Source organism: Chryseobacterium sp. C2(2020) (assembly GCF_014218915.1).
GTDB lineage: Bacteria > Bacteroidota > Bacteroidia > Flavobacteriales > Weeksellaceae > Chryseobacterium > Chryseobacterium mucoviscidosis.
The window spans coordinates 58,747-82,316 of the sequence record NZ_JACLCT010000005.1 but is presented as its reverse complement, the minus strand read 5'-3'; the positions used below and the strand labels follow the sequence as shown (position 1 = coordinate 82,316).

General features: G+C 35.9%; 23 protein-coding genes. 6 read left to right on the top strand and 17 right to left on the bottom strand.

The window, feature by feature from the left end:
- The first annotated feature begins 73 nt into the window (after positions 1 to 73).
- Both H6W52_RS04815 and H6W52_RS04810 read left to right on the top strand, forming a co-directional pair.
- A complete protein-coding gene (locus H6W52_RS04815) occupies positions 74 to 826 on the top strand; it encodes a carboxypeptidase-like regulatory domain-containing protein (protein WP_116095920.1) in 753 nt (250 codons plus the stop codon).
- Between the two features lie 4 nt (positions 827 to 830).
- Positions 831 to 1,610, top strand: coding sequence for a carboxypeptidase-like regulatory domain-containing protein (locus H6W52_RS04810; RefSeq protein ID WP_116095922.1), 780 nt, complete (start codon positions 831 to 833; stop codon positions 1,608 to 1,610).
- Positions 1,611 to 1,651: 41 nt separating this feature from the next.
- On the opposite strand, the gene H6W52_RS04805 is transcribed toward H6W52_RS04810, so the two are convergent.
- The 5 genes from H6W52_RS04805 to H6W52_RS04785 all read right to left on the bottom strand — a co-directional run bounded on the left by H6W52_RS04805 (position 1,652) and on the right by H6W52_RS04785 (position 6,826).
- Entirely contained in the window at positions 1,652 to 2,164 is a 513-nt protein-coding gene (locus H6W52_RS04805; RefSeq protein WP_116095924.1) for a GNAT family N-acetyltransferase, read from the bottom strand.
- Positions 2,165 to 2,166: 2 nt separating this feature from the next.
- A complete protein-coding gene (locus H6W52_RS04800) occupies positions 2,167 to 2,388 on the bottom strand; it encodes a PspC family transcriptional regulator (protein ID WP_029297636.1) in 222 nt (73 codons plus the stop codon).
- Positions 2,381 to 3,655 carry a DUF2851 family protein gene (locus H6W52_RS04795; RefSeq protein ID WP_116095926.1) on the bottom strand — a complete coding sequence of 425 codons (1,275 nt, stop codon included), beginning with the start codon at positions 3,653 to 3,655 and terminating at the stop codon, positions 2,381 to 2,383. Before H6W52_RS04795 ends, H6W52_RS04800 begins: the two co-directional genes overlap by 8 nt.
- Before the next feature lie 281 nt (positions 3,656 to 3,936).
- The gene (bshA, locus tag H6W52_RS04790) at positions 3,937 to 5,085 is read right to left on the bottom strand and encodes an N-acetyl-alpha-D-glucosaminyl L-malate synthase BshA (protein WP_116095928.1); all 1,149 of its coding nucleotides are present in this window, start codon (positions 5,083 to 5,085) and stop codon (positions 3,937 to 3,939) included.
- 46 nt (positions 5,086 to 5,131) lie between these two features.
- Entirely contained in the window at positions 5,132 to 6,826 is a 1,695-nt protein-coding gene (locus tag H6W52_RS04785) for a glycoside hydrolase family 3 protein (protein ID WP_116095930.1), read from the bottom strand.
- Positions 6,827 to 6,944: 118 nt separating this feature from the next.
- On the opposite strand from H6W52_RS04785, the gene H6W52_RS04780 reads away from it, so the two are divergent.
- On the top strand, positions 6,945 to 7,457 hold the full coding sequence (locus H6W52_RS04780; RefSeq protein WP_116095932.1) for a hypothetical protein: 513 nt from the start codon (positions 6,945 to 6,947) through the stop codon (positions 7,455 to 7,457).
- A gap of 68 nt (positions 7,458 to 7,525) precedes the next feature.
- On the opposite strand, the gene ribA is transcribed toward H6W52_RS04780, so the two are convergent.
- The 8 genes from ribA to H6W52_RS04740 form a co-directional block, all read right to left on the bottom strand.
- The gene (gene ribA / locus H6W52_RS04775) at positions 7,526 to 8,122 is read right to left on the bottom strand and encodes a GTP cyclohydrolase II (RefSeq protein WP_076395085.1); all 597 of its coding nucleotides are present in this window, start codon (positions 8,120 to 8,122) and stop codon (positions 7,526 to 7,528) included.
- Positions 8,123 to 8,140: 18 nt separating this feature from the next.
- Entirely contained in the window at positions 8,141 to 8,599 is a 459-nt protein-coding gene (locus H6W52_RS04770; protein ID WP_116095934.1) for a hypothetical protein, read from the bottom strand.
- Positions 8,596 to 9,210 carry a DUF4254 domain-containing protein gene (locus H6W52_RS04765; RefSeq protein WP_116095936.1) on the bottom strand — a complete coding sequence of 205 codons (615 nt, stop codon included), beginning with the start codon at positions 9,208 to 9,210 and terminating at the stop codon, positions 8,596 to 8,598. Before H6W52_RS04765 ends, H6W52_RS04770 begins: the two co-directional genes overlap by 4 nt.
- Before the next feature lie 17 nt (positions 9,211 to 9,227).
- Positions 9,228 to 9,434, bottom strand: coding sequence for a twin-arginine translocase TatA/TatE family subunit (locus H6W52_RS04760; protein WP_042721620.1), 207 nt, complete (start codon positions 9,432 to 9,434; stop codon positions 9,228 to 9,230).
- Between the two features lie 30 nt (positions 9,435 to 9,464).
- On the bottom strand, positions 9,465 to 11,030 hold the full coding sequence (locus tag H6W52_RS04755) for a peptidoglycan DD-metalloendopeptidase family protein (protein WP_087707866.1): 1,566 nt from the start codon (positions 11,028 to 11,030) through the stop codon (positions 9,465 to 9,467).
- Positions 11,027 to 11,866 carry a DUF4292 domain-containing protein gene (locus tag H6W52_RS04750; RefSeq protein WP_116095938.1) on the bottom strand — a complete coding sequence of 280 codons (840 nt, stop codon included), beginning with the start codon at positions 11,864 to 11,866 and terminating at the stop codon, positions 11,027 to 11,029. The genes H6W52_RS04755 and H6W52_RS04750 overlap by 4 nt, the downstream gene beginning before the upstream one ends.
- 107 nt (positions 11,867 to 11,973) lie before the next feature.
- Positions 11,974 to 12,990 (bottom strand): sugar phosphate nucleotidyltransferase, encoded by a 1,017-nt coding sequence (locus H6W52_RS04745; protein WP_076395095.1) that lies wholly within the window; start codon positions 12,988 to 12,990, stop codon positions 11,974 to 11,976.
- Positions 12,991 to 13,134: 144 nt separating this feature from the next.
- The gene (locus tag H6W52_RS04740) at positions 13,135 to 14,559 is read right to left on the bottom strand and encodes an oligosaccharide flippase family protein (RefSeq protein WP_116095940.1); all 1,425 of its coding nucleotides are present in this window, start codon (positions 14,557 to 14,559) and stop codon (positions 13,135 to 13,137) included.
- Positions 14,560 to 14,720: 161 nt separating this feature from the next.
- Between H6W52_RS04740 and H6W52_RS04735 the strand changes: the two genes are divergently transcribed.
- Complete coding sequence (locus H6W52_RS04735; RefSeq protein WP_116095942.1) at positions 14,721 to 16,058, top strand: dihydroorotase; 1,338 nt, start codon at positions 14,721 to 14,723, stop codon at positions 16,056 to 16,058.
- A gap of 166 nt (positions 16,059 to 16,224) precedes the next feature.
- Here the strand turns inward: H6W52_RS04735 and H6W52_RS04730 are convergent, their stop codons facing one another.
- Positions 16,225 to 16,905 carry a response regulator transcription factor gene (locus H6W52_RS04730; protein ID WP_116095944.1) on the bottom strand — a complete coding sequence of 227 codons (681 nt, stop codon included), beginning with the start codon at positions 16,903 to 16,905 and terminating at the stop codon, positions 16,225 to 16,227.
- Between the two features lie 15 nt (positions 16,906 to 16,920).
- A complete protein-coding gene (locus H6W52_RS04725; protein ID WP_116095946.1) occupies positions 16,921 to 18,168 on the bottom strand; it encodes a sensor histidine kinase in 1,248 nt (415 codons plus the stop codon).
- Positions 18,169 to 18,330: 162 nt separating this feature from the next.
- On the opposite strand from H6W52_RS04725, the gene H6W52_RS04720 reads away from it, so the two are divergent.
- Positions 18,331 to 18,741: a DUF1573 domain-containing protein gene (locus tag H6W52_RS04720; RefSeq protein WP_076395107.1), complete on the top strand. Its 411-nt coding sequence runs from the start codon at positions 18,331 to 18,333 to the stop codon at positions 18,739 to 18,741.
- Positions 18,742 to 19,035: 294 nt separating this feature from the next.
- Here H6W52_RS04720 and H6W52_RS04715 read toward each other — a convergent pair whose 3' ends face one another.
- Entirely contained in the window at positions 19,036 to 20,652 is a 1,617-nt protein-coding gene (locus H6W52_RS04715) for a DUF1501 domain-containing protein (RefSeq protein ID WP_116095948.1), read from the bottom strand.
- A gap of 4 nt (positions 20,653 to 20,656) precedes the next feature.
- Complete coding sequence (locus H6W52_RS04710) at positions 20,657 to 22,291, bottom strand: DUF1800 family protein (RefSeq protein WP_116095950.1); 1,635 nt, start codon at positions 22,289 to 22,291, stop codon at positions 20,657 to 20,659.
- A gap of 230 nt (positions 22,292 to 22,521) precedes the next feature.
- On the opposite strand from H6W52_RS04710, the gene H6W52_RS04705 reads away from it, so the two are divergent.
- Positions 22,522 to 23,403 (top strand): SDR family oxidoreductase, encoded by an 882-nt coding sequence (locus H6W52_RS04705; RefSeq protein ID WP_116095952.1) that lies wholly within the window; start codon positions 22,522 to 22,524, stop codon positions 23,401 to 23,403.
- Positions 23,404 to 23,570: the final 167 nt, after the last annotated feature.

The following is a 23,570-nucleotide window of genomic DNA, read 5'->3' as shown; positions in this document are numbered from 1 at the left end:
AACACGTTAACTGTGGTTAAACTTGTAGTTTAGTTTAAAAATAACTTTAGTTTTGCTTTATAAAAAATAACCTGTGAAAATAAAACTATTCTTTGTCTTAGCTTCTCTTTTTTTCATCAACTGTAATGCTCAGAATTATATTTTCGGGAAAGTAACTTCCGAGGATAATAATGAGATGCCTGAAGCAACGGTAATCAATATCCGGACAGATGAAAGGGTTCTTACAAACCGCGACGGTCATTTCATGATTTCGGGAAGAGCGGGAGACGAACTTCGCTTTGTAAAATCGGGTTATGAGCGTACAAATCGTAAAATTACCCAGGAAAACATCACGGCTCCTGTAAATGTAACAATGATAAGAGCGGCAGAACTGATTGCGGAAGTTGAAATTAAAAAAAACATAACGGGAGATATTAAGATCGATGCTAAAAATCTAAATCCGCCAAGAAAAGTTGAAAAACTGAAGAACGATCTGGCAAAATATATGTCGCAAAAGTCGGCTCCGGGAGTTTTGGCAGCCAGACCGGGAGAATTTGTACAGCCTGTAACCAAAGGAATTTACAGTTTCGGAAAAGTTAAAAACAAATGGGACGATGTAGATCTGATGAATTATCTTCAAAATGCTTTGGGAGACACCTTCTTTGAAGAACTTCAAATTCCTAAACCACAGATCCAGCATTTCATTCTCTATATTTTAAGAACAGGTTTTGAAAGGAAAAATATCCTGAAATACGGCTATTGTACAGAAGCAGATATGAATCGGTTTAAAAATGCAGTTTTGGGCAGAATTTCAGCCTACAAATCGCCGCAGCCTCAAAATAAATAATCTTATGAATTTCAGATTAGTTATGATTCTACTTTTTCTGTTTGTGAATGGTTTTTCACAGCAAAAAATTTCCGGAAAAATTACCGATGAGGACGGAATCAGTTTACCCTCCGTTACGGTAATGAATATTTCTGCGGATAAAAAAACATATACAGGAAACGACGGAACGTTTTCTATTGAGATTGCTTCTCCCGATGACGAAATCCGTTTTGTAAGAAATGGTTTTGAAAGATCTTCCATAAAAGCAATGTATGGTTTAAACAAAGAACTGAATATTAAGCTTACGAGAATTGCGGAAGACATTGAAGAAGTGCAAGTGGCTAAAATTACCGGAGATCTCGATAAAGATTCGAAAGCGGTGGCAAAAACTGATAAAGGACAAATTGTAGAAGATGCGGTAGGATTGCCGCAACCCGTAGGAAAAATGCGAGAAAAACCGGCAGAAGTAAAGCAGGTTTTAATTCCGATCCTTTTGGGAAGCCTAAATGTTCAGGGATTGTATGATCTTGTAAGCGGCGATGCAAGAAGGATGAAGCGCCAATACAGATATGATGATCTTCAGGAAGACATTGCGTGGATAAGAAACAGGGTAGAAGACGAATATTTTACAAAAGAAGGCATTCCTGCTGAAAGAATTTCAGAGTTTATAGAATTTTCTTTTGTGAATAAACCTCAGACCAGAACTTTTGTTAGGGCAAAAAACCTGACAGGCGCATTATCCAGAATGGACGAGGCTTTTCCCGTTTTTGTAAAGAGAATTGAGGAGAGTAAAAACAAAAAATAAAACAGTGAAAAATCCGAAGAACTTTCTTCGGATTTTATATTTTAATGATAAACAATATCGTAGATTTCGTCTTTAATTTCCTTTAGATTTTCGGGTTGATAATTGGCAAGCAGCCATAAATTCAAAGAGTTTTTTCCTTCGCCGTAACTTGGCTGAACGTACATTTCATCAATCAGGCTGAAACCGTTTTTCTGGTAGAAAGAATAGCGTCTTTTCGTATCTTCTGTTAAATGCCCGTGTTCTATCTCCAGAACAATTCTTGGATAATTTTCAAAAAGATAACGGGTAATGTGAGATCCCAGTTTCTGGCTTCTGAATTCTTCAAACACTTCAAAATGTTCTACAAAAGCAAAATGGCTGAGTTCCCAGATGATTAAGTAGCCTATATTTTTAGCTTCGTGAAGCACCGAAATTATCTTTACTTTAGGATGCTGGAATAGGGGAGAAAGCTTGTTCCAGTCTCTTCTTTCATCTTCGGGAAACGTTTTGCAGTATGCCTCAAAAATCTCCTGAACTCTGTAATCTTCCGTTGATGTAATCTGCAGAAATTCCATAATTATAAATCAAAAACATTGGGTCTTCTGGTGATAAAAATATCCTTTACCCAAAGTGTGAATGCCAGTCCCAGATAAATTAAAAAGAAAAATCCTGCCGTTGCAAAAGTAGAGTAGATGAAAAAAACTCTCAGTTTAGAAACAGGAATTCCGAGTTTTGCGCCCGTTCTTGTAAGAACGCCAAACCATTCTCTTTCCATTTTATGGCGGATATTGTCAAGCATTTGAAGATTCTTTTAAAATTTTAAATCCAATACCGCAATTTAAGCAATTTTTTTCTTCACAGGAATTTTTAAAATGATAAATCAGGCTTTGCGATTCCAGTGCCGTTTTACACTTCAAGCCCAGCTTTTTCCAATCCGTAATAACTGAATTTTTTTCGGAGGGAAGGTTTTTGTAAAAAAGCAGAATTTCGTCTGCAATTTCTTCGTTATGATATTGATGATAGGTATATTTTAGAGGTAAAATTGTGTTCAAAATAATCAATTCGATAAAATCGCGCGATACAACTTTGGTCTGATTTACCGATGATATTTTCCCGAAATTATAATGATTGTTCCAGTATTTGGAAGCTTTTACATTCTTAAAAATTTCGAAAAGCTCTTCTGTATTTTTAACATGGATGATTTTCGAAAATAAGTTCTGATATGTGAAATAGAGATTTGCCAACTGCGACAAACGGAGCGTAGGAAAATTGGGTGGTCGTAATCTCAGAAATTTAGGATGAAATTTAAGATTGGAAATGTTGAATTTTGCCTTGATAAAATCAAATTCCCGCTTCCAGATTTTCATCGTTTCATCCTCCGGATTTTCCAGCCAGCCGGAAACACCAAAAAATAAAGCTTCCAGTTGGGTTTCGTTTTGCCGGATCTTATTAATGACGGTGAAATCTATGCTTTCCGCAATTTGCCTGAAAATAAATGCATTCACCTTTAATCCGAAAGAATAGGCTAAAGAATGAAATAAGACGGCTTCAAAATTATTTTTAAACTGAGCCAAGTTCATCTCAAATTCTAAAGATTTTTCTGCCAGCTTTTTCAGAACATTTTCTTCGTGAAAGTGAAGCGGAATTTTATTGGGATTAAAAATATTTTCGCAGGGAATAAACTGCGTTCCGCCGATCAGTTTTTCATATTTCCACAGGATATTTTCATCGATATGATCTTTTAATTCTATGGTAGGAATATTTCTGTTTTTCAGTTCCTCAATCTCGCAATCGTTCTGAAAAACGACATGAAGAATTATATTCTGATAGTTTGGATCGTGTGAATGGTTGTGAAAGATCCAGTCGGAAGATTTTACGTGAAGTTCTATGTTCCCTGCAAAAGTAATCTCATTGATCTTTACCTTCGCCGCCAGAAAATCCGGACCGGAATCTGTATTCCATTTCCCGAAGTCTGAAATTTCAACGGGATTGCCTTCAAGATCTTTGAAGTCGAAATGCTTGAACACTTTATAGTTCCAGAGATATTGCAGTAGTTTTTCGGTCATGAGTGTTTACTGCAAATATAGAATAAAAATGATTTGAATGATATTAAGTGTTTGAAAATCATATGAATAATAAAAATTGTTTTACAAGTAATTCAAAACGTATAAATTCTTTCATGGAAAATAATTGTTTGCATGAAAAATATTAATCTTCAAAAACTGGCTGCACAAAAAAGGCTGCATCTTGATGAATGCAGCCACTGTTTTTTATTGCATAAACCTCACAGGTTTTTAAAAACCTGTGAGGTTTTGTAATTCCAATTCCAAATTTTTTCAATATAAAACTATGCTTTGGTAAGTTCACTTTTGAAATTCTCAATAGTGGTTCTGTACATTTCTTCGTAGATCGGAAGAATATTTTTAAGGTCAAATTTTATCGCCTGTTCTTTGGCATTGATTTTCATCTTCGCCAGAAGTTCATCGTTGCTCAGTAGTTTAATCGTGTAATTGCTCATCGCTTCCACATTTCCGATTTCTGCAAGAAAACCTGTTTCTCCCTGAATGTTTACTTCCGGAATTCCTCCCGCATTCGAGCTGATGACCGGAGTATTGGCTGCCATTGCTTCCAGTGCGGCAAGACCGAAACTTTCCTGTTCAGAAGGCAGTAAGAATACATCCGAAAGCTGAAGGATCCTGTAAAGATCATTTACTTTACCCAAAAGACGGATTTTTGAAATCAGATCCGGATTTTCTTCCAGAAACTGGTTTACTTTCTCCATATCGGGACCTTCTCCGATGATGATAAGCTTGGATTTTACCTTTTTCTGAACATTCTTGAAAATCTGCAATACTTCTTCCACACGTTTTACAGGACGCAGGTTGGATACGTGGATCAGGATTTTTTCGTCCGGATTGGCAAACTGTGTTCTCTGGCATTCGTTGCATTCGTCAAATTCAGAATTATCGATAAAATTTGTAATCACCTGAATTTCTTTTTTAATATTAAAGAACTGGAGTGTATCTCTTTTCAGACTTTCCGATACCGAAGTGATCGCATCCGATTGATTGATGGAGAATTCCACGGCGTGTTTGTAACTTGGATGCTGCCCGACCAATGTAATGTCTGTCCCGTGAAGCGTTGTAACCAACGGAATATCATTATTATCTTCCTTCAGCATCTGTTTGGCTGTAAACGCAGCATAAGCGTAAGGAATAGCGTAGTGTGCATGAAGCAGATCCAGTTTGTAGAGATTCACCACACGGTAAATCATCGAGCTCAGCGCAATATCATACGGCTGATATTGGAAAAGCGGATAAGTCTGAACATTTACCCTGTGAAAGAAAATATTCGGATTGGTAATATCTAATCTCGCAGGAAGTGCGTTGCTGATGAAGTGAACTTCATAGCCTTTGTTGGCAAGCGACATTCCGAGTTCTGTTGCTACAATTCCGCTTCCTCCGTAGGTGGGATAGCAAAGTATGCCTATTTTCATTTATTTTTTTTGGTTTTGATGTTGTAAATTTTAGAATTTACACCTTTTATTTTACAATTGCTGGAATGAGATCCATTCCCATTCCTGACTTCAAAGTATCATTTACCAAAACAGGAAGTCTGCCCTGGATTTTTGTTTTTCCATTTAATGCATCGGCTGTTGCATTCATGGAGTCTTCATTGTTTTCATACGAAACCAGAACGGTAGAAACTTTAGAAATATCAATATCCTTCAATGCATAAGCACTTCCGAAAACATTTAGAATCACATTTTGGTTTTTCGTAAGATCGGATAATACTTTTTTTGAAGCGTCTGAGATTTTATATGGTTTGTAAGCCGTAGAATTATCTTTATGGAAACCGACAATCACTGTTGAATTTGCAGGAATAGTAGCAATTTCATTAGCGTTTTTAATTGTAATATTTGAACCTAATCGATTGGCAAACGTCTGATAAGGAGCTTCTTCCAACGGGATGTAATAGATTTGTTTTCCGTTTAATGGAAGCAGTTTTTTTTCATCCTTCAGGAGAGTGATCGCATTTGAATAGAGATTCTGAACTAAAGTTTTATGAGAATCATTATTTAAATCTGAATTGATGTTTTCGGGATTCTTAGGAGTGTATTTTTCAAGTCCTAAAAAGTATTTGGTCAAAAGAATCTTTTTCACACTTTCCTCTACTCTGGACTGTGAAATTTCGCCGCTTTCAATAGCTTTCTGAATTAATTTCTTCCCTTCTGCAACACCCTGAGAAAACAACATAATATCATTTCCTGCTTTGAAGGCCATTGCGTCCAGTTCTCCGGGTTTGTATCTGTTCGCAACAGCGCCCATATTAAGAGCATCGGTAATAATTAACCCTTTATATCCAAGCTTATTTTTCAACAGTCCGGTAATGATGTTTTTAGAAACAGAAGCAGGAATTCCTTTGGTGGTTTCCAATGCAGGAACATATAAATGAGCCACCATAACACCGCCGATTCCCTGATTGATAAGAGCTTTGTAAGGTGCTAATTCAACAGCGTTAAGACGGTCTAAATTGTGAGCAATTAAAGGAAGATCCGCATGAGAATCTGTACTTGTATCTCCATGTCCCGGAAAATGCTTAATCGCTGCTAAAATATTGTTATTCTGAAGTCCGTTCGCGTAAGCTGATGCAGAATTCACCACATTACTTACTTCCGAACCGAAGCTTCTGTTTCCGATAATCGGGTTGTTGGGATTGGTGTTAACATCCACAACCGGCGCAAAATCCCAGTTGATGCCCATTCTGTGACAATCTTCAGCAATTTTAGCCGACATTTTTTCGATTAAATTCTTATCCTGAATAGCTCCTAAAGTCATTGCCCACGGAAATTTGTGCGCCGCAGCGATTCTCTGGTACAATCCCCATTCTGCATCCATCCCGATCATTAAAGGAACTTTAGATTTCTGCTGAAATTCATTTACCAGTGTAATTTCTCTTGCTGCATCATCCTGCATCAGAATTAATCCTCCAATCTTATCATTGGCAACAATATTTCTTACTTTTTCAATTTCACTTTCTCCTCTATTGGTGTAAAGTGCCACAATGAAAAGCTGTCCGAGTTTTTCGTCCTGAGAAAGGTTCTTATAGGTTTTGTCAACCCATTGGTTTGCCTTTTTCAGATCGTCTTTGGAAATGTTTTTAGGCTGATATTGAGCAGATATTTTTGAGCTTGAAAATATGAAAATGAAAAGTGAACTGTAAATAAGCTTCTTCATAATTTTTTGAATAAGAACAAAAATACAATTAAAAAAATGATGAAAACAAAGTTTTTGAAATTTTTGGTATATGATTTGAATACGGATTATAAATAATAAACAACTAAACTTTTATAAAATGAAAAAATTTCTTCCAATCTTAATAATGGCTTTTGTAAGCTTATTTATATTTAGCTGCGATAATAACGATAATACTGTTGGTGATGGGGATACATATCCAAAAATGAGAGATGTTTCCGGAAGTTTTACAAGTTCAAACGGATATTCTTTTACTGTTCCTATTAATATAGAAAGTACAGATGTGGTTTTAGTATACAGAAGAGACCCGGCTGCAAGTAATGCTTGGCAATTAATTCCTAAAACCTATTATCTTTCAGGAGGTAGAGAATTAGATTATAATGCACTTTTCAGTTCTCAGAATCTTGAAATTTACACAGAAGCGAACTTTAACCAAGAAACGATGACATCTTCTGAGATGAGTACTTACCTGAATAGCCAGACATTCAGAGTTGTTTTAGTTCCGGCAAGTCCTGCTAAAAATTCATCTACAGTAGATACAAGTGATTACAATGCGGTAATTAAATATTATAACTTAGATGAATCTAAAGTAATCACTGTTAAAGCAAATTAAGAATATATCTTTTCAGTTTTTTATAATTACAAAAAAGCTCCGGAATTTCTTTCGGAGCTTTTGCTTTTTTATTTATCGCTGTCATCGAGTAAATGACCAAAATAATCTTTCTTTGTCTGTAAATATCCTTTACTTATCTCATTTGCCGGTATCTGCAACGGAACTCTTGAGTTAAGATGAATATTGCTTTCGGTTACGTATTTTACTTTTTCAGGATTGTTGGTAAGAAGATTAATATCTTTTACTCCCAATAAATTCAGTATTTCAATAGCAACACCAAAGTTTCTGTCATCCGCCGGAAGTCCAAGTTTTAAATTGGCTTCTACGGTATCAAAACCTTTTTCCTGTAAAGAGTATGCCTTTAATTTATTGATGATCCCGATGTTTCTTCCTTCCTGACGAAGGTAAATGATAATTCCTCCATTTTCATGGATGTATTTCATCGCAGCATCTAATTGCTGTCCGCATTCACATTTTTTGGAATGGAAAACTTCCCCGGTAATACATTCTGAGTGAAAACGCACGTTTACAGGTTTGGAAAAATCTGTATTTTCTGCAACGATTGCCATGTGAGGCATCCAGTCGTTTTCGTTTTCAGAGAGCGCGATCATTCGGAACGTGCCGTATTCCGTAGGAACGTTGGATTCCGCCTGAATTTTAATCATTAATTCCTAATTGATTTTTTAATTTCTTTTTACAGAATCTTCTATCGCAGAAATGTTGGTTTTTAATCTTACCAGATATCTGTTCAGAACTTCATTGTCGTCCCCTTTAAGATTCTGTCTTAGCTTTTGAATTTTTTTATAGGATTTTTCAAAGTCTTTTATTGCTCTGTTTTTTCCTTGAAGATTTCCTGCATCTATAGCGTAAAGATAATTTTGCAGGCTGTACTTTAAAGTAGTGATTTCGGTATTTAAAGCATTGTTTTTAAACTGTGGAAAAGTAGCAATAAGATTGGATATTTCTGAAGCATTTACATTGTCACCTACATTAACTTCGATGTTATTTTTGGCTCCTTTATCAGAATCTGATCCTTTGGTTTCGCTATAAAAACTATTGGACAACGGAGAAAAATTGGGTTTTTCCGTTGCGCAGGAAGATATTATAATTATTAGTACTCCAAAAAAAATTATTCGTTTCATTTTTGCTGCCCCTTTTGATAAAGGATTGGGTTAAGACTTTCATCATTGTACATTTTCATTTGTTTGTACACTTTCATCTTAACATCTCCGTTCTCGATATCAGTAAGCAACTGATTTATAGAAGTGGAAAGATCTTCATGCTGGGTAAGAAGAACATCCAGTTTGGCTTTACAAGCTGCTCTGTGCTCTTCTGTAGCAGATTCTCTATAGGCTTCCTGCGACATATGATAAACCTTTAATGCCAGAATTGATAACCTGTCTACCGCCCATGCGATTGTTTCAGTATTAATTTTTGCATCAGGTTTAGGAGTAATATTTTCAAACTTTTTCAGAAACCAGCTGTCGATGAATTCTACCAGATCAGTTCTTTTCTGATTGGAAGCATCAATAGTTCTTTTCAGTTGAAGAGCTTCAGTGGGATCTATATTTTCATCTCTAATTATATCTTCCAAATGCCATTGAACGGTGTCAATCCAGTTTTTAGCATACAAAATCCGTTCCAAAGTATCCTTTTCGAACGGGTTATTAATTAGAGTGTTAACGTCATCAGACACGTGATAGTCTTCAATAGCCTGATTGAAGACTTTCCATGCAGTCTCAGTAAAATTCATTGAGTGTGAAGAATTGTTTAGTTGCTCGAAGAGTTATTGTTTGTTGTCTTATTTTCAGAACCCGGTTTGTCCTCTTCTTTTACAGCATCTTTAAATTCTTTGATACCCGAACCTACACCTCTCATCAGTTCAGGAATTTTTTTACCTCCGAAAAGTAAAAGCAGAATGATCGCTACGATCAAAATGTGTTGCCAAGATAATGACAGTATTGTTAATGTATTCATTTCTAAAATTTTTACAAAGTTAGTCTTTTTTTAATAAGAAACCCAACCTAATGGATCTACAGGAGTACTTCCGTTCCATACCTGAAAATCAAGGGTATAGGTTCCGTCAAAATCCTGTCCTACTACTCCGACCGGTGTTCCTGCAGAAACCTGCTGTCCTTTGGAAACACTTACGCCGGAAAGATTGGAATAGATGGTAAAATAATTTCCGTGTCTCAGCATAACGGTTTTTGTTCCGTCGCTGTTTGCCAATACTGAAGATACAGTTCCCGGAAATACAGATTTTGCTCTGGTTCCGGAAGGTACGGAGATTTTTATCCCGTTATTTTCTTCATCAATATTTTTAAATACAGGATGAGGATGTCTCCCGAAACGGTGCGTAATCTGCCCGATTCTGTCTGCAGGATATCCTAATCTTCCTTTATTGTCTGCAAAATTACTTCCCGCAACAGTAGTAACGCCATAATTGGTCATTGCTTTGCTTTCTGCAGCTTTTTTGTCATCCTCTTTTTTCTTTGCTAAAGCAGCTTCTGCGGCTCTTGCGGCAGTTAGTTTATCAGATGCTTCTTTCGCTTTTGCTGCTGCTTCGTCTGATGCTTTCTTCGCGGCTACTTTTCTTGCCTCATCTCTTGCTGTTGCTTCGGAACGGGCTGCTTCCTCATTACGTTTTCTCTCTTCTTCCGCTCTTTTATCGGCTAATTCTCTGGCTTTTCTTGCTTCCACTTCGGCTGCCAGTCTTTCTTTTTCCAAAGCTTCTGCTCTTGCTTTAGCTTCTGCCTCAATTCTTGCTTTTTCTCTTTCAGCCGCTATTTTTGCCAGACGTATTTTTTCTGCTTCTGCTTTTTTTCTTGCTTCCTCTTCTGCTTTGGCTATGCGGATTTCTTCTGCAATAATGCTTCTGATCTGTCCTTCCAAAGCTTTAGACTGAGTCTGCTTCTGTCTTAGTTCAGCAGTAAGTTTAGATTCATTTTTCTTAAATTCTGCAACAAGCTGCTCTTTTTGAGCTCTTTCTGCATTTATCGTTGTTAAATCTTTTTGCTGACTAACCAATAAATTGGCTTTTTCTTTTACAGAGTTTTGTCTTCTTGCAATCGTCTGCTTTATTTTTTCTGCAGCATTGGTAATTTCAGCCGCTTTTTTATCCTGATAATCTGAATATTGCTTTAAATACTGAACTCTTCTTATCGCTTCTCCTAAATTTTTAGCCGAAAGGATAAACGTTACCTTGTTCTGTACTCCTTTATTTTTGTAGGCATTTACCAAAACCTTGGCATAATTGTCTCTTAAAACTTTAAGATCTTTATTCTGACGGTTAATTTCTAACTGACGCAGATAGATATCGTCTTCAATAAATCTTTTTTCCTTTTGGGTATTGGTATAAACTTTTTCTCTTAAAGCCAGTTTTTTATTAACATTATCAAGATAAGCAACAGAAAGTTTAGATTCTGTTCTTGTCTTTGCAAGGTCTGTATTTATTTGTGCAATTTGTTTTTTAAGTTCAGCATTTTGCTTTTGCAGCTGCTCTTTTTTCTGATTCTGCCCTTGGTGGAATCCGAACAGTAAAATACCTATTAAAAAGCTAAATTTTTTAATCATTGAATCTCAATTTTCTTATAACTAGATGGAACAGAATAAGGTGTTTCCATCCTCGAAAAATCAAATTTCGTATTTTCTATTAAAATCTGGCTGTTTTTACTTCCTTTTATAATTATTTTAACATTTTTTGGCAACTTTACATTATTTGGTTGAAGCTCCCAATCACTATATACGATCTGCATGGCATCGTTGGATTTAGCATCCCTCAAATTTACTGTTGTAAGATCAAAATCCTCCGAATATTGCATCATGATTTTATATTCCCTTTCAATATTTTCGGTAGAAATTTTGATGTTGGAAATAGATTCTACAAGATAGCCGTCAGTATTTTTTACGATTTTTGCATTTTTATCGCTTAAAGTGAAAAACGTTCTTCCTTCCAAAAGTTTTTCGAGATTTTTATAATCAATAAAATTAACGTTCAGAAGATTATTCAAATAATCGAAATCCGAATCGATATAGTTTTTGTTGTATTTATCCATCGCTTTAATTCCTTCAGGAGTAATTAATGCTCTTGCTGCATTAAAGAACAGAAAGTCTATTCTTGACCATATTTTTTTATCGGTTTCAATATAAATGATGGCATCAAGCGGACTTACTTTAATGTTGTCTGCGGTTATTTTACTGGTGATTTTAAGATATTCAAACTGTGGATGAAGATAAATTTTCTGATAAAAATCCATTCTGTCTCCAACATGATTTTCTTTTTTGTCAGGATCCTTCATATCATTCACAACGAGACTGTCAACATTCTGAGTTTGTTGCATGGCTGTTTTTCTGGATTTACAGTTAAAAAGAAATACAGTTAAAATAAGTAATGGAATCCACTTTTTCATGCCGGAAAATTTGATAAATTGTTGCAATATTAACGCCAAACCACACAAAATCTTTTGTGTGGCCTGAAGATAATTTATTTATGGTAATATTTAATACTTTCAAAAAATTATTTAGACAAAAAATCCAGAACGGAATAATCTCCCAGAGAAATTTCCCTTGCAACGCCAAAATACTGTGCAGAATTACCAATCATTGAATTGGATAGGTTTCCATGGTTGATTCTTGTATTTTCCTGAATGAGAGAGTTTTCTATATTTGAATTAACGATGATGGTATTGTTCCCTAAAGAAACTCCGGGACCCACTTTTGAGTTTGAAATTTTCACGTTTTCCCCGATAAAACAAGGCTGAATAATCAAAGAATTTTCGATCTGCGCAGAAGCGGGAAAATGAGACATTGCATCTCTTTCGTATTCCAGAATTTTGCTGTTGGTTTCTACGGTTGCGTTTTTGTTTCCGCAATCCATCCAGTCGTTTACTTTTCCAAGCGTGAATTTTGCGCCTTTTGTTCTCAGGTTTTCCAGTGCAGTGGTCAATTGGTATTCACCTCCGTTTTTAATATCATTGTCCATGATATAATTAATTTCATCCATCAGTTTTTCGGCACTGTTGAAATAATAAATACCGATAATCGCAAGATCCGAAACGAAAGTCTGAGGTTTTTCCACAAAATCTGTAATGAAACCGTAGTTATCCAGTTTTACCACTCCGAAAGCAGAAGGATCTTCTACACTTTTTACCCAGATTACCCCATCTGAGTTTTTATCTAAAACAAAATCTGCACGGAATAATGTATCTGCAAAAGCAATTACTACATCTCCTGTCATGGATTGTTCTGCACATTTAATGGCATGAGCCGTTCCAAGCGGATCATTCTGATAGTAAATACTTCCTTTTGCTCCCAGTTTTTCGGCAATCTGAATAAGAGATTTTTCAATCTCAGGACCAAAATCTCCAATGATAAAAGCTACTTCTTCAATAGTTTCCCCCGCAACTTTAGCAATATCTTCCACCAATCTTTGTACGATCGGTTTTCCCGCGATCGGAATAAGAGGTTTTGGTACAGTCAGTGTATGTGGACGTAATCTGGAACCGCGTCCAGCCATAGGAACAATAATTTTCATAAATTATATAAATATGTTTTTTTGTTAGTTCTAATTTTTTATAAATATAGCAATAAAACCTTTGAGTGGAATAGTATCGCTAAGAGTTTTAAAGTTTTGTCTGGTGCAACGCAGAATCCGGTATAAGCAAATTAAGAGCCAGATTTATCTTTTTATTTTAGAAAGAAGCATGTCTTTTTCGGAATAGATTAGAATGCCGGTAAAAGTTATAAATAAAGCATTACTGAATAAAATATCATAATTGAAATATTTAACAATAATGAAGCTGAAAGCTCCCAATAATATCAGAAAGAATGACATTTTTTTCATTCTGTAAGGGATAGGATAATATTTTTGACCAAGTAAATAAGAGACGATCATCATAATAGCATAAGCCCCGAAAGTTGCCCAAGCAGAGCCCAACATACTGTGATAATACTTTAATGCCAAAAGATTCAGGGCAATATTTATTCCGGCTCCGAACCATGAAATAAAGGTTCCTACACTGGTTTTGTCCGTTACTTTATACCATGTCGAAAAATTATAATAAATTCCAAAGCAAAGGTTTGCTACAACAATAATCGGGATGATATCTATTGCAATCCAATAAGACTGATTGGGGATAAATACACTTTTCAGCCAGGAAATGTTGGCAATAATTCCTAAAGCAACCACACAGGCAAAAAATGCAAAATATTCGGCTACTTTAGCATAGGTTTTTTTAGCGTCTCCTTTATCCATTTGTTTAAAAAAGAAAGGCTCGATTCCCATTCTGTAAGCGGTTACAAATAATGTCATTAGTACAGCTAATTTGTAGCATCCTCCATAAGCTCCTGCTTCTTCATCGGAAATAAGACCTCTTTGAATAGATTTATCAAAATTTTCATTCACCATGAAAGCAAGACCAGCCAGCATCAACGGAAATGAATATTTAATCATTCTGCTAAATAAAGAAGTCACAAACTGAAATCTTACCTTTAATATAATAGGAAACAGTAATAAAAATCCTAAGGCACTTCCTGCTAAGTTACTGAAGAAAGGGAAATCTACGTTTTGATCCAATCCAAAGCTTTTAGATACATTTTCGGGGATCCAGAAGAATAGTGCTGCTGTAAAAATTGCCTGAAACACAGATTGTACAATTCTTACTGCAGAGTATTTTATCGGTTTATTATGAAAACGAAGCCATGCAAAAGGAATTACCAGAAGATTGTCAAAAAAAGCAATCATTGCAAACCATTTTATGTATTCCGGATTATTATGATAACCAGCATAATCTGCAATCGGCTGATTGAATAAATAACATAAAGCCAAAAAAAGACTGGAGGTTGAAAATAAAAACCAAAATGAGGTATTAAATGTTTTCTTCTCATTATCCTCTTCAGCAGAAAATCGAAAATAAGCAGTTTCAAAGCCAAAAGAAAGGATGATATTCACAAAAGAAATCCATGCATAAAGCTGTGTGAAAATTGCAAAACCTTCGTTGGGAATTTTATAAATCAAAAGTGGATTTAGGATGAATAAAATAATTCTTGGCGCTATAGCTCCAATTCCATAGATAATTGTCTGTCCTAATAATTTCTTATACAACGTGTGAAATTTTATGCAAATGTAAATATTTAGAAATTGATTTTTTATCAGCCGCATTAAAATTCATTCATAAACCTTAATTTTGAAGAACTTTGTCAAAGTTTTAAACTTTGACAAAGTTGGAAGCATGGCTCCATCTCTAATTTGTAAAAAAAGTAAAAATGAAAACCTTAATCAAAAATGTAAAAATCGTCAACGAAGGAAAGATCGTTGAAGGTGATATTTTAATTGAAAATGATTTAATTTCCAAAATAGATTCCCAGATTTCCGAAGAAGCAGACCGGATTATTGATGGCGGTGGAAAATATCTTTTACCGGGTGTTATCGACGATCAGGTTCATTTCCGTGAACCGGGTTTAACGCACAAAGGAGATATTGAGACAGAATCCAGAGCAGCCATTGCAGGAGGAACAACCAGTTTTATCGAACAGCCCAATACTGTTCCGAATGCGGTAACACAGGAGTTGTTGGCTGATAAATATGAAATTGCCTCTCAGAAATCTTACGCTAATTACGGTTTCATGATGGGCGGAACCAACGATAATCTGGAGGAAGTTTTAAAAACGAATCCCAGAAATGTTCCTGGAATTAAATTGTTTCTAGGTTCCTCCACCGGAAATATGCTGGTTGATAATCCTGAAACTTTAGAAAAAATCTTCAGCAATACAAAAATGCTCATTGCGGTTCACTGCGAAGATGAAGCAACGATCAAAGCAAATACGCAAAAATATCTGGATGAATATGGGGAAGATATTCCTGTAGAATTTCATCATTTGATAAGAAGTGAAGAAGCCTGTTATAAATCTTCATCCAAAGCCATTGAATTAGCAAAAAAAACAGGAGCAAGGCTTCACGTTTTTCATTTGTCAACGGCAATAGAAACGGAGCTTTTCAGGAACGATATTCCTTTAAAAGATAAAAAAATTACCGCAGAAGTTTGTGTTCATCATTTAACATTTACCAATGAAGATTATGAAACCAGAGGCGGATTGATCAAATGGAATCCTGCCGTAAAAACCCAAAAAGACAAAGACGGACTTTGGGAAGCATTACTGGACGACAGAATTGATGTGATTGCAACGGATCATGCACCTCACACTTGGGAAGAAAAACAGAATCTGTATACAAAATGTCCTTCAGGAGCGCCTTTGGTTCAGCATTCTTTGGTGGTGATGCTTGAAAATTATAAGAACGGAAAAATTTCTTTAGAGAGAATTGTTGAGAAAATGGCTCATAATCCTGCCATTTTATTCAGAATTGAAAAAAGAGGTTTCATAAGAGAAGGCTATAAAGCAGATCTTGTTTTGGTAGATTTAAACGAAAACTGGACAGTCGAAAAAGAAAATATCCTCTACAAATGCGCTTGGAGTCCGTTGGAAGGAATGAATTTCCATTCTAAAGTCACCCATACTTTTGTCAACGGAAATCTGGTTTACGAAAACGGAAAAATCAATGAACAGAAATTCGGGGAGCGTTTGCTTTTTGAAGTTCAGGAATAAGATCGACATAACCGATATCAATAGGAGCGGGCTTTAGCCCGCTTTTTCATTATTAATAACTTGAATTGGCTTTAGCCGAAACTTATCCCAAAGTTCGGATAAAGTCAATTTTTTATTATGAATATTTAGATCAAATTCAGGCTGATTAAGAGTGGAGACAAAAAAATCATTTCTCAGAAAAGCGAAAACCAATTCCATGAAGATTCTCAATGGAAATATTTTCTTCATCGGAAAAAACTTTTCGCAGTCTTGAAATAAAAACATCAAGGCTTCTTCCCATAAAATAATCATCATCGCCCCAGACTGCTTTAAGAATGTCCTGTCTTTTGAGAACAGTATTTTTATTACGGATAAAAAATAACAACAGTTCAGATTCTCTTTGAGTAAGTGTTACTGTGCTTTCCGAATTGTGTAAGGTGTAATTGTTCGGATCGAAATCATAGTTTCCGACCTTGTATTTTGTTGGTGCAGATTCTTTTTTCTTAGATCTTCTCAGGAAGACTTCAATTTTAAGGATAAGCTCTTCAATGCTGAAAGGTTTTACCAGATAATCATCCGCTCCGATTTTCAGTCCTTTGATGCGGTCTTCCTTCAATGCTTTGGCAGAAATAAAAATAATAGGAATTTCAGCATCTTTTTCTCTGATATTTTGTGCAACCTCAAAACCGTTCATTTCCGGCATCATGATATCCAGAAGACAGATGTCGAAACTTCCTCTGTTAAAAGCGTCCAAAGCCGATTTTCCGTCAGAATAGCAGGAAATATCATAATGATTTTCCAGACTGTCCTGAATGAGGAACGCAATGGTTTTGTCGTCTTCGGCGTAGAGAATTTTAGATTTTTCCATGATTACAAATATTCTTTACAAAGGCAGAAACAGAGTGGTGGTAATTCCTTGATGGCTGTTGTTTTCAACAGAAATCTTCCAGTTATGCTGTTGTACAACCTTTTTTACATAAAAAAGTCCCAGTCCGAAACCGTTTACCGCATCGCTTTTTGAAGTGTTTACCCTGTAAAATTTATCAAAAATATGAGGAAGGTTTTTCGCAGGAATCCCGATTCCGTTGTCTTTGAACTTTAAATATAAACCTTTTGTGTTATTTAAAGAAGAAATAATAATGTGTGGTTGGGTTTCACAGTATTTTATGGAATTGTCCAGAATATTGTAAATGATATTGCTGAAATGAAATTCGTCGGCTATAACGGAAATATTATCATCAATAGATAATTCAATCGAAATGTATTCATTCTTCTGTTTCACGGTTTCTGCAATTTCCTGAATGAAAGGCTTTAAAATAATTCTTTGCGGTTTCAGAGACAATCCTGAAGCATCATTTTTGGCAATATTCAGTATTTTTTCAATATGACTATTCAGTTTGTGGCTCTGATCCGTGATGATGGAAGTATACGTTTGTAATTTAGGGTTTTCCTTGATCTGTTCCTGCTTGGTTAAAGCTTCTGAAGCCAGCAATATCGACGAAAGAGGCGTTTTGAATTCATGTGTCATATTATTGATGAAATCCCTTTGCAGCTCCGAGAATTTTTTCTGCTGAATAATGGTATAAATGGAATAAACATACACCAGAAGAATGATAATCAGGGCAAAAGTAAGAAGATACCAGAAACGTAACGAACTGATGAGATACGTGGTTTTATCCGGAAAACGGATGGAAAAATAATACACCAGATTTTTATGCTTCGGAAATTTAATCACTTTTTCATTCGGGCTTTCCTGATGTTTGGATACGAATTTTCCGTAGATCATCTGATCGCTGTGGCAGTTGTATAATGCGTAGACATAATCGGTATTGATCTGGAAACGTGTAAATTCAGTTTTCAGGTAATGTTCCAGAACTTCAGGGTGAAATTCATTGTTAATGTTTACCACATAATAATCATTGGAAATGTTCTGAACAGGACTTTCGGTAAAGGAGGTTTTTCCGCCGGAAAGTTTTTCAACCACTTCCAGTAAAGCAATATTTACCGTCTGGTTGAATTTCTTGTCTTCAAGATTATAAGCTTGTCGTGTCCACAAAAGCTGTGCTATCAGAATTCCGATAATAGCAACAAAACCAAGCGTTATAATAATATTGAGTTTCTTTATTTCCATTTTACAGGAACAATAATATCCAAAAATATCTATTAATTTCTGATCATTAACAACTTATTAACAAATGTTTGAGACCGGTTAACAGGATTAATATAAATATTCATCTTACATTTGTGAAAACAAAAATAAATCGGTTTTTTTTAATTATTAAAATTTATACTCATGAAAAATTTAAAAATTTCAGCATTATTAGCAGTTTTGGCATTTTCTCCGTTTTTTGCAAATACACTTCCGACTGACAATAATCCGGTTGTAAGAATTCTTGCAGACGTTACATGGAAATCAGAATCTATTGATGTTGGAAATATTCCTCAGGGAAAACCAAAAACCATCAGATTCGAATTTACAAATACTTCAAAGAAGCCTATCATTATCGAAAATGTAGCGCCTTCTTGCGGATGTACAACTGCGGATTATACAAAAACGCCTATTCTTCCGGGTAAAAAAGGATTTGTAGAAGCTAGCTACAACGCTGCTGCAGCGGGTCCTTTCATGAAAACAGTGAACGTTACCACAAGCGACAGCAAAACTCCAAAGACCCTTTCTTTTAAAGGTACAGTTGTTGCTTCTTAATCTGAATAAATTTAATCTTGTTCAATATAAAACAGCCCGACAATTTCTGTCGGGCTGTTTTTGATTTAAAATCTGTTTAAACTAATTTCAGAATTAACCACAAAAGGCACAAAAGACAATGTTAAAGCGTTAAAGCTAATTTCAATAATATTCAAAGCGCTCAAAAGAATAAAAATCAAAGATTTTTAAAAACTATTGTGAACTTTTTCATTTATAATGATCAGCTTTAAATAAAAGTTTAGTCATCTTTTGTACCTTTTGCGGTTAAATAAAAAGTTTGAACAGGCTCAACTTCTAACGGTGCGAAACAATAATTTTTCTGCTCATTTCTTCAGAATCTGTATTAATTTTCAACAAATAATTTCCTTCAGGAATTCCCGAAACATTAATTTCAATACGGTTGGAAATTGGTTTTTCTGACGAACTGTAAATCACTCTTCCGCTCATATCCATTAACTGATACTTTATATTTCCGGATATTCTGCTTTCAAATTCTACATACACAAACTGGCTTGCCGGAATTGGATAAATCTTAATTCCTTTGTCGGAAACCACATTCGATGTTCCCAAAGTTGAGCATACTGCATTCGCTTTTTGAGAATTTTTAATCACATCCACTTTCTGATTTCCCGTAACGTAATAATCCAGTTCCGAAGTAATCATAAGACTCGTACTCGCGCCAAGCCAATCCTGAAGAAGCGAAGCAAAAATCTGTCGGTAATCATATCTTCTTTGATTTTGGTTGTAGTAATAACTTGTCTGGTTGGTAAACACAGGATGATCTCCCAAAATTCCTGCGGCTGCGGCGTTTCCAACTACGAAAAACGGAGCAAGATCTCCATGATCGGTTCCCACACTTCCGTTTTCGCGAACCTGTCTTCCAAATTCACTGAAAGTAACCGTCATTATTTTATCTGCAATACCCAACTGCTGAATATCTGCCTGAAAAGCGGCAACAGAATTGGAAATATCAGCCAATAGATTCGCATGGGTTCCCAAATGCGTACTTCCCGTCTGTACCTGGCTCACGTGAGTGTCAAATCCGCTTAGATTCACCTGAAAAATCTTGGTCTTGCTGCCTCCTTTAATCATTCTTGCCACTGTTTTCAGTTGTTTTCCCAAAGACGAATTAGGATAAGTTGTGGTTGAATTGTTTCCGGCGTTGAAAACCTGCATCACACGGTCATAGTACGCATCCATACTCGTGGCAACTCCTTTTATATAATTTAGAAGATCATTATATTCAGAATTCATTAAATTTAAATTGCTGAAAACACTCGACTGAAATCCGGTCATGTTGTATTCGATATTTTTCTCTGTTGTATGCTCATAAAACAGACACGGATTGAGATTTCCCATCTGTATAGCAAGCGGATCAGGATTCAGTGTAGTAGGATTTCCTGCAAGTCCCGGATATAACCCGCCAAGATATCTTCCGAAAATACCGTCGAGAAGATCTGAGTTTGTAGTTCCGTCTTTCCCTGCAAACATTAAATTTTCTGATCGGAAATGCGAATAATTCGGGTTCGGATAGCCAACTCCGTTCATTAAAAGCAGTTTTCCGGAATCATACAGATTTTTAAAACCTGTCATAGAAGGATTAAGACCTACAAGTTTACCCGAAGATACCGTACTGTCTAACGGAATATAACTTCCTGTTCCTGAACTTTCAATTTTTATATTGGGACGCAATGCTGCATAGGTACTGTATTGGCTGATCGGGATCACCGTATTCAATCCGTCATTGGCTCCTGCAAGTCTCAGAATAACCAAAGAGCGATCGTTAACCGTATCACAATTCAGTTGAAAATCCAAAAACTGATTCATAAACCTCGAAGGCATTCCGTTAAGATAAAACGGAGCTCCGACTCCCGCAAGAGATATTAATTTTAAAAAATCTTTTCTGTTCATGATCTTAAATTATTTGGAATTCTGGAGATTTAATGATGGCTTTTACCAGTCTGTCGATCGGAATCTTTACATTATTGGCATTTCCTGTACTGAGGTAGTTATTCCATTCATTCTGCCAGTTGATGGTACTTAAATTATTCAGAAAAATACCTTTGAAATAATCATAACGGGTTCCGTCCGGAACTTCCACAAACATCATCTGAAGAAATTCTGTTACCAGAGTATCTGCATTGGCGGGATTAGAAAAATATCCGCTGTCTTTTACAAAAGAGGCATTATTCAGTTTAAATGTGAAGCCGTTGTAGGTAAGACCGTTAATGAGATAATCAATCGTATTGTTATACCGTATTCTCAGAGATGATGTTGTGATCCAGTTTTTATCGTAATTTGGGCTGCTGTAATATCCTGCATATCCGTTTACCGACTGCGGATTAAAAACAGGCATTCCCATATTCGAAGAATAATTATTCACTACGTTCATCAGACTGTGTATTGCCGAAGGATTCGTATTGTAAAGCGGAATCTGAAGATTCAGCAGAGAAAACATATGGAGATAAAGCTCAACCGGATTTCTTACAATGTTTCCAATCGTCTGATCTCCCGTAATATTGTCTTCCTCATCATAAAAATGTTTACTTTTAAGAAGCGTGGTGAGAGCAGGAATAATATTGTAATTGTCTGCTTTCAGAGATGCTGCTAAAGGAACAATAATATCATTTTCTATCTCTGTGGTAATTAATCTTCCCACAAAATAACGGTACATTCTTCTGCAATACGCTTTTGCCGTTTCATCCTGATTAAAAACCATGTTAATGAAATTCTGAAGTTCGGCTTTAATCGTTGCGTCTGTATTTCCTCCCGAAATTGCCTGATTTCCGAAAGCTGACGAAAACGTTTTGGTTCCTGTATCGTGTGTGTTTACTTTTACCTGACCTGTCGGAATATTCGTTGCCGGATCCAGAGAATTAAGTCTTGCTGTTTTATCCAGATGTACCGATGAAGTCAGGGAGAATCCTGTTAAAACTCTTGCCGCCTGTTGTACATCTGTTTCCGTGTAATTGGTATAATTTCCCGTAGCAATCTGCGGTCCTTTTAAAATCGTAAACAATTCCAGAAATTCCCTTGCATAATTTTGATTGGGACTTGTGCTCAGATTCACATTATTATTCAGGAAAATAAGCATTCTCGGATTCTGTGTTATTCTGAAAGCCAGTTCTTTAAGACTTCCATTCGCATGAAACCTGAGAAGCTCTTTATAGTCATAATTTGTCCAGAAAGAAGCATTATCATCCGTTACAAAAAGAACATGAAGAAAATAAGCAATTTTGTGCTGTGCAGAAGGATCCTTCAAAGCACTGTAAAGCCACCAGTAAAGATCGTTTCTCACGCTGTTTGCCGTACTTTGGGTATCGGTAATCGTAGGATTTGCTGCCGTCGGGACAATTGTTTCACCCACATTATTCAGCGGAGAAGGCGGAACAGGATTACTGAACGTAAATAATTCTGCAAGTGCCTGTTGCGGAGTTTTGGTCGCAAAATCCAGAACTTTAGCCTTTGTAATGTTGTAAGTGGTGCGTCTGAGAAGATGATAAGCATTCGAAAATCCCAGAACTGTGGTTTTAGGAGTAAGACTTGGCATAATTATGCTTTATTTTGAACAAATGTACAATTTTAATGAACTAAATGTAATTTTTTAAACCAATTATAAAGATTAAATTTAATATATATTGAAAAAGTTTCATTTTTCGTTTTGTTTGGGAGACTTCAGTATTCTGTCTGATTATTCTATATCCTGCATAGCTTTTTACTCTGCCAAAACAAATATTTATAGTAAATTTACTACGTAACGTAATCTATTAAAACTAAATTATGAATCTTTATACACAGCCGATGCTTCGTGAAGGAGCTTTAAAAGATAAAGTAGCTATTGTAACAGGAGGAGGAAGCGGTCTCGGTAAGGCAATGACCAAATATTTTCTTGAATTAGGCGCAAAAGTAGTCATCACGTCCAGAAACCTCGAAAAACTACAGGGAACTGCAAAAGAACTGGAAGAAGAAACAGGCGGAAAAGTTCTTTGCGTAGCATGTGACGTAAGAAACTGGGATGAGGTAGAAGCCATGAAAGAAGCAACGCTAAAAGAATTCGGAAAAATTGATATCCTGCTTAACAATGCTGCCGGAAACTTCATTTCTCCTACAGAAAGACTCACCCATTCTGCTTTTGATGCTGTTCTGGATATTGTACTAAAAGGAACAAAAAACTGTACCCTTTCCGTGGGAAAACACTGGATCGATTCCAAAACTTCGGGAACGGTGTTAAATATCGTAACGACTTATGCATGGACAGGTTCTGCGTATGTCGTTCCTTCGGCTTGTGCAAAAGCAGGCGTTTTGGCAATGACGAGATCTTTGGCGGTGGAATGGGCAAAATACGGAATCCGTTTCAATGCCATTGCTCCGGGACCATTTCCTACAAAAGGAGCATGGGACAGATTGCTTCCGGGAAATCTGCAGGAAAAATTTGATATGAGAAAAAAAGTTCCTTTAAGAAGAGTAGGAGAACATCAGGAACTGGCAAACCTTGCGGCTTACTTAGTTTCAGATTATTCAGCTTATATGAATGGTGAAGTCGTAACCATCGACGGTGGAGAATGGTTGCAGGGAGCAGGTGAATTTAATATGTTGGAAGATATTTCGCAGGAAATGTGGGATGCTCTCGAAGCCATGATTAAAGCTAAAAAATCAAATTAATTTTTAGATTTTAATGTTTTCACTGTCATTCTGATCGGAACGAAGTGGAGTGAAGAATCTCTAAAAAAGAATATTTAGATTTCTCCTTCGTCAGAATGACAATGTGTATAAAAATTTATTTGGATATACTTTATTTATCATGCTTGGATTTTAACCACGAAGAGCAC

Coding starts and splice junctions, on each gene's coding strand:
- bshA (WP_116095928.1), bottom strand. CDS start 5,085: ATGAAAATAGGCATACTTTGCTATCCCACCTACGGAGGAAGCGGAATT.
- H6W52_RS04730 (WP_116095944.1), bottom strand. CDS start 16,905: ATGGAAAAATCTAAAATTCTCTACGCCGAAGACGACAAAACCATTGCG.
- H6W52_RS04755 (WP_087707866.1), bottom strand. CDS start 11,030: ATGATTAAAAAATTTAGCTTTTTAATAGGTATTTTACTGTTCGGATTC.
- H6W52_RS04705 (WP_116095952.1), top strand. CDS start 22,522: ATGAATCTTTATACACAGCCGATGCTTCGTGAAGGAGCTTTAAAAGAT.
- H6W52_RS04760 (WP_042721620.1), bottom strand. CDS start 9,434: ATGAATACATTAACAATACTGTCATTATCTTGGCAACACATTTTGATC.
- H6W52_RS04765 (WP_116095936.1), bottom strand. CDS start 9,210: ATGAATTTTACTGAGACTGCATGGAAAGTCTTCAATCAGGCTATTGAA.
- H6W52_RS04720 (WP_076395107.1), top strand. CDS start 18,331: ATGAAAAATTTAAAAATTTCAGCATTATTAGCAGTTTTGGCATTTTCT.
- H6W52_RS04735 (WP_116095942.1), top strand. CDS start 14,721: ATGAAAACCTTAATCAAAAATGTAAAAATCGTCAACGAAGGAAAGATC.
- H6W52_RS04795 (WP_116095926.1), bottom strand. CDS start 3,655: ATGACCGAAAAACTACTGCAATATCTCTGGAACTATAAAGTGTTCAAG.
- H6W52_RS04770 (WP_116095934.1), bottom strand. CDS start 8,599: ATGAAACGAATAATTTTTTTTGGAGTACTAATAATTATAATATCTTCC.
- H6W52_RS04725 (WP_116095946.1), bottom strand. CDS start 18,168: ATGGAAATAAAGAAACTCAATATTATTATAACGCTTGGTTTTGTTGCT.
- H6W52_RS04785 (WP_116095930.1), bottom strand. CDS start 6,826: ATGAAGAAGCTTATTTACAGTTCACTTTTCATTTTCATATTTTCAAGC.
- H6W52_RS04810 (WP_116095922.1), top strand. CDS start 831: ATGAATTTCAGATTAGTTATGATTCTACTTTTTCTGTTTGTGAATGGT.
- H6W52_RS04750 (WP_116095938.1), bottom strand. CDS start 11,866: ATGAAAAAGTGGATTCCATTACTTATTTTAACTGTATTTCTTTTTAAC.
- H6W52_RS04780 (WP_116095932.1), top strand. CDS start 6,945: ATGAAAAAATTTCTTCCAATCTTAATAATGGCTTTTGTAAGCTTATTT.
- ribA (WP_076395085.1), bottom strand. CDS start 8,122: ATGATTAAAATTCAGGCGGAATCCAACGTTCCTACGGAATACGGCACG.
- H6W52_RS04710 (WP_116095950.1), bottom strand. CDS start 22,291: ATGCCAAGTCTTACTCCTAAAACCACAGTTCTGGGATTTTCGAATGCT.
- H6W52_RS04800 (WP_029297636.1), bottom strand. CDS start 2,388: ATGCTTGACAATATCCGCCATAAAATGGAAAGAGAATGGTTTGGCGTT.
- H6W52_RS04715 (WP_116095948.1), bottom strand. CDS start 20,652: ATGAACAGAAAAGATTTTTTAAAATTAATATCTCTTGCGGGAGTCGGA.
- H6W52_RS04745 (WP_076395095.1), bottom strand. CDS start 12,990: ATGAAAATTATTGTTCCTATGGCTGGACGCGGTTCCAGATTACGTCCA.
- H6W52_RS04805 (WP_116095924.1), bottom strand. CDS start 2,164: ATGGAATTTCTGCAGATTACATCAACGGAAGATTACAGAGTTCAGGAG.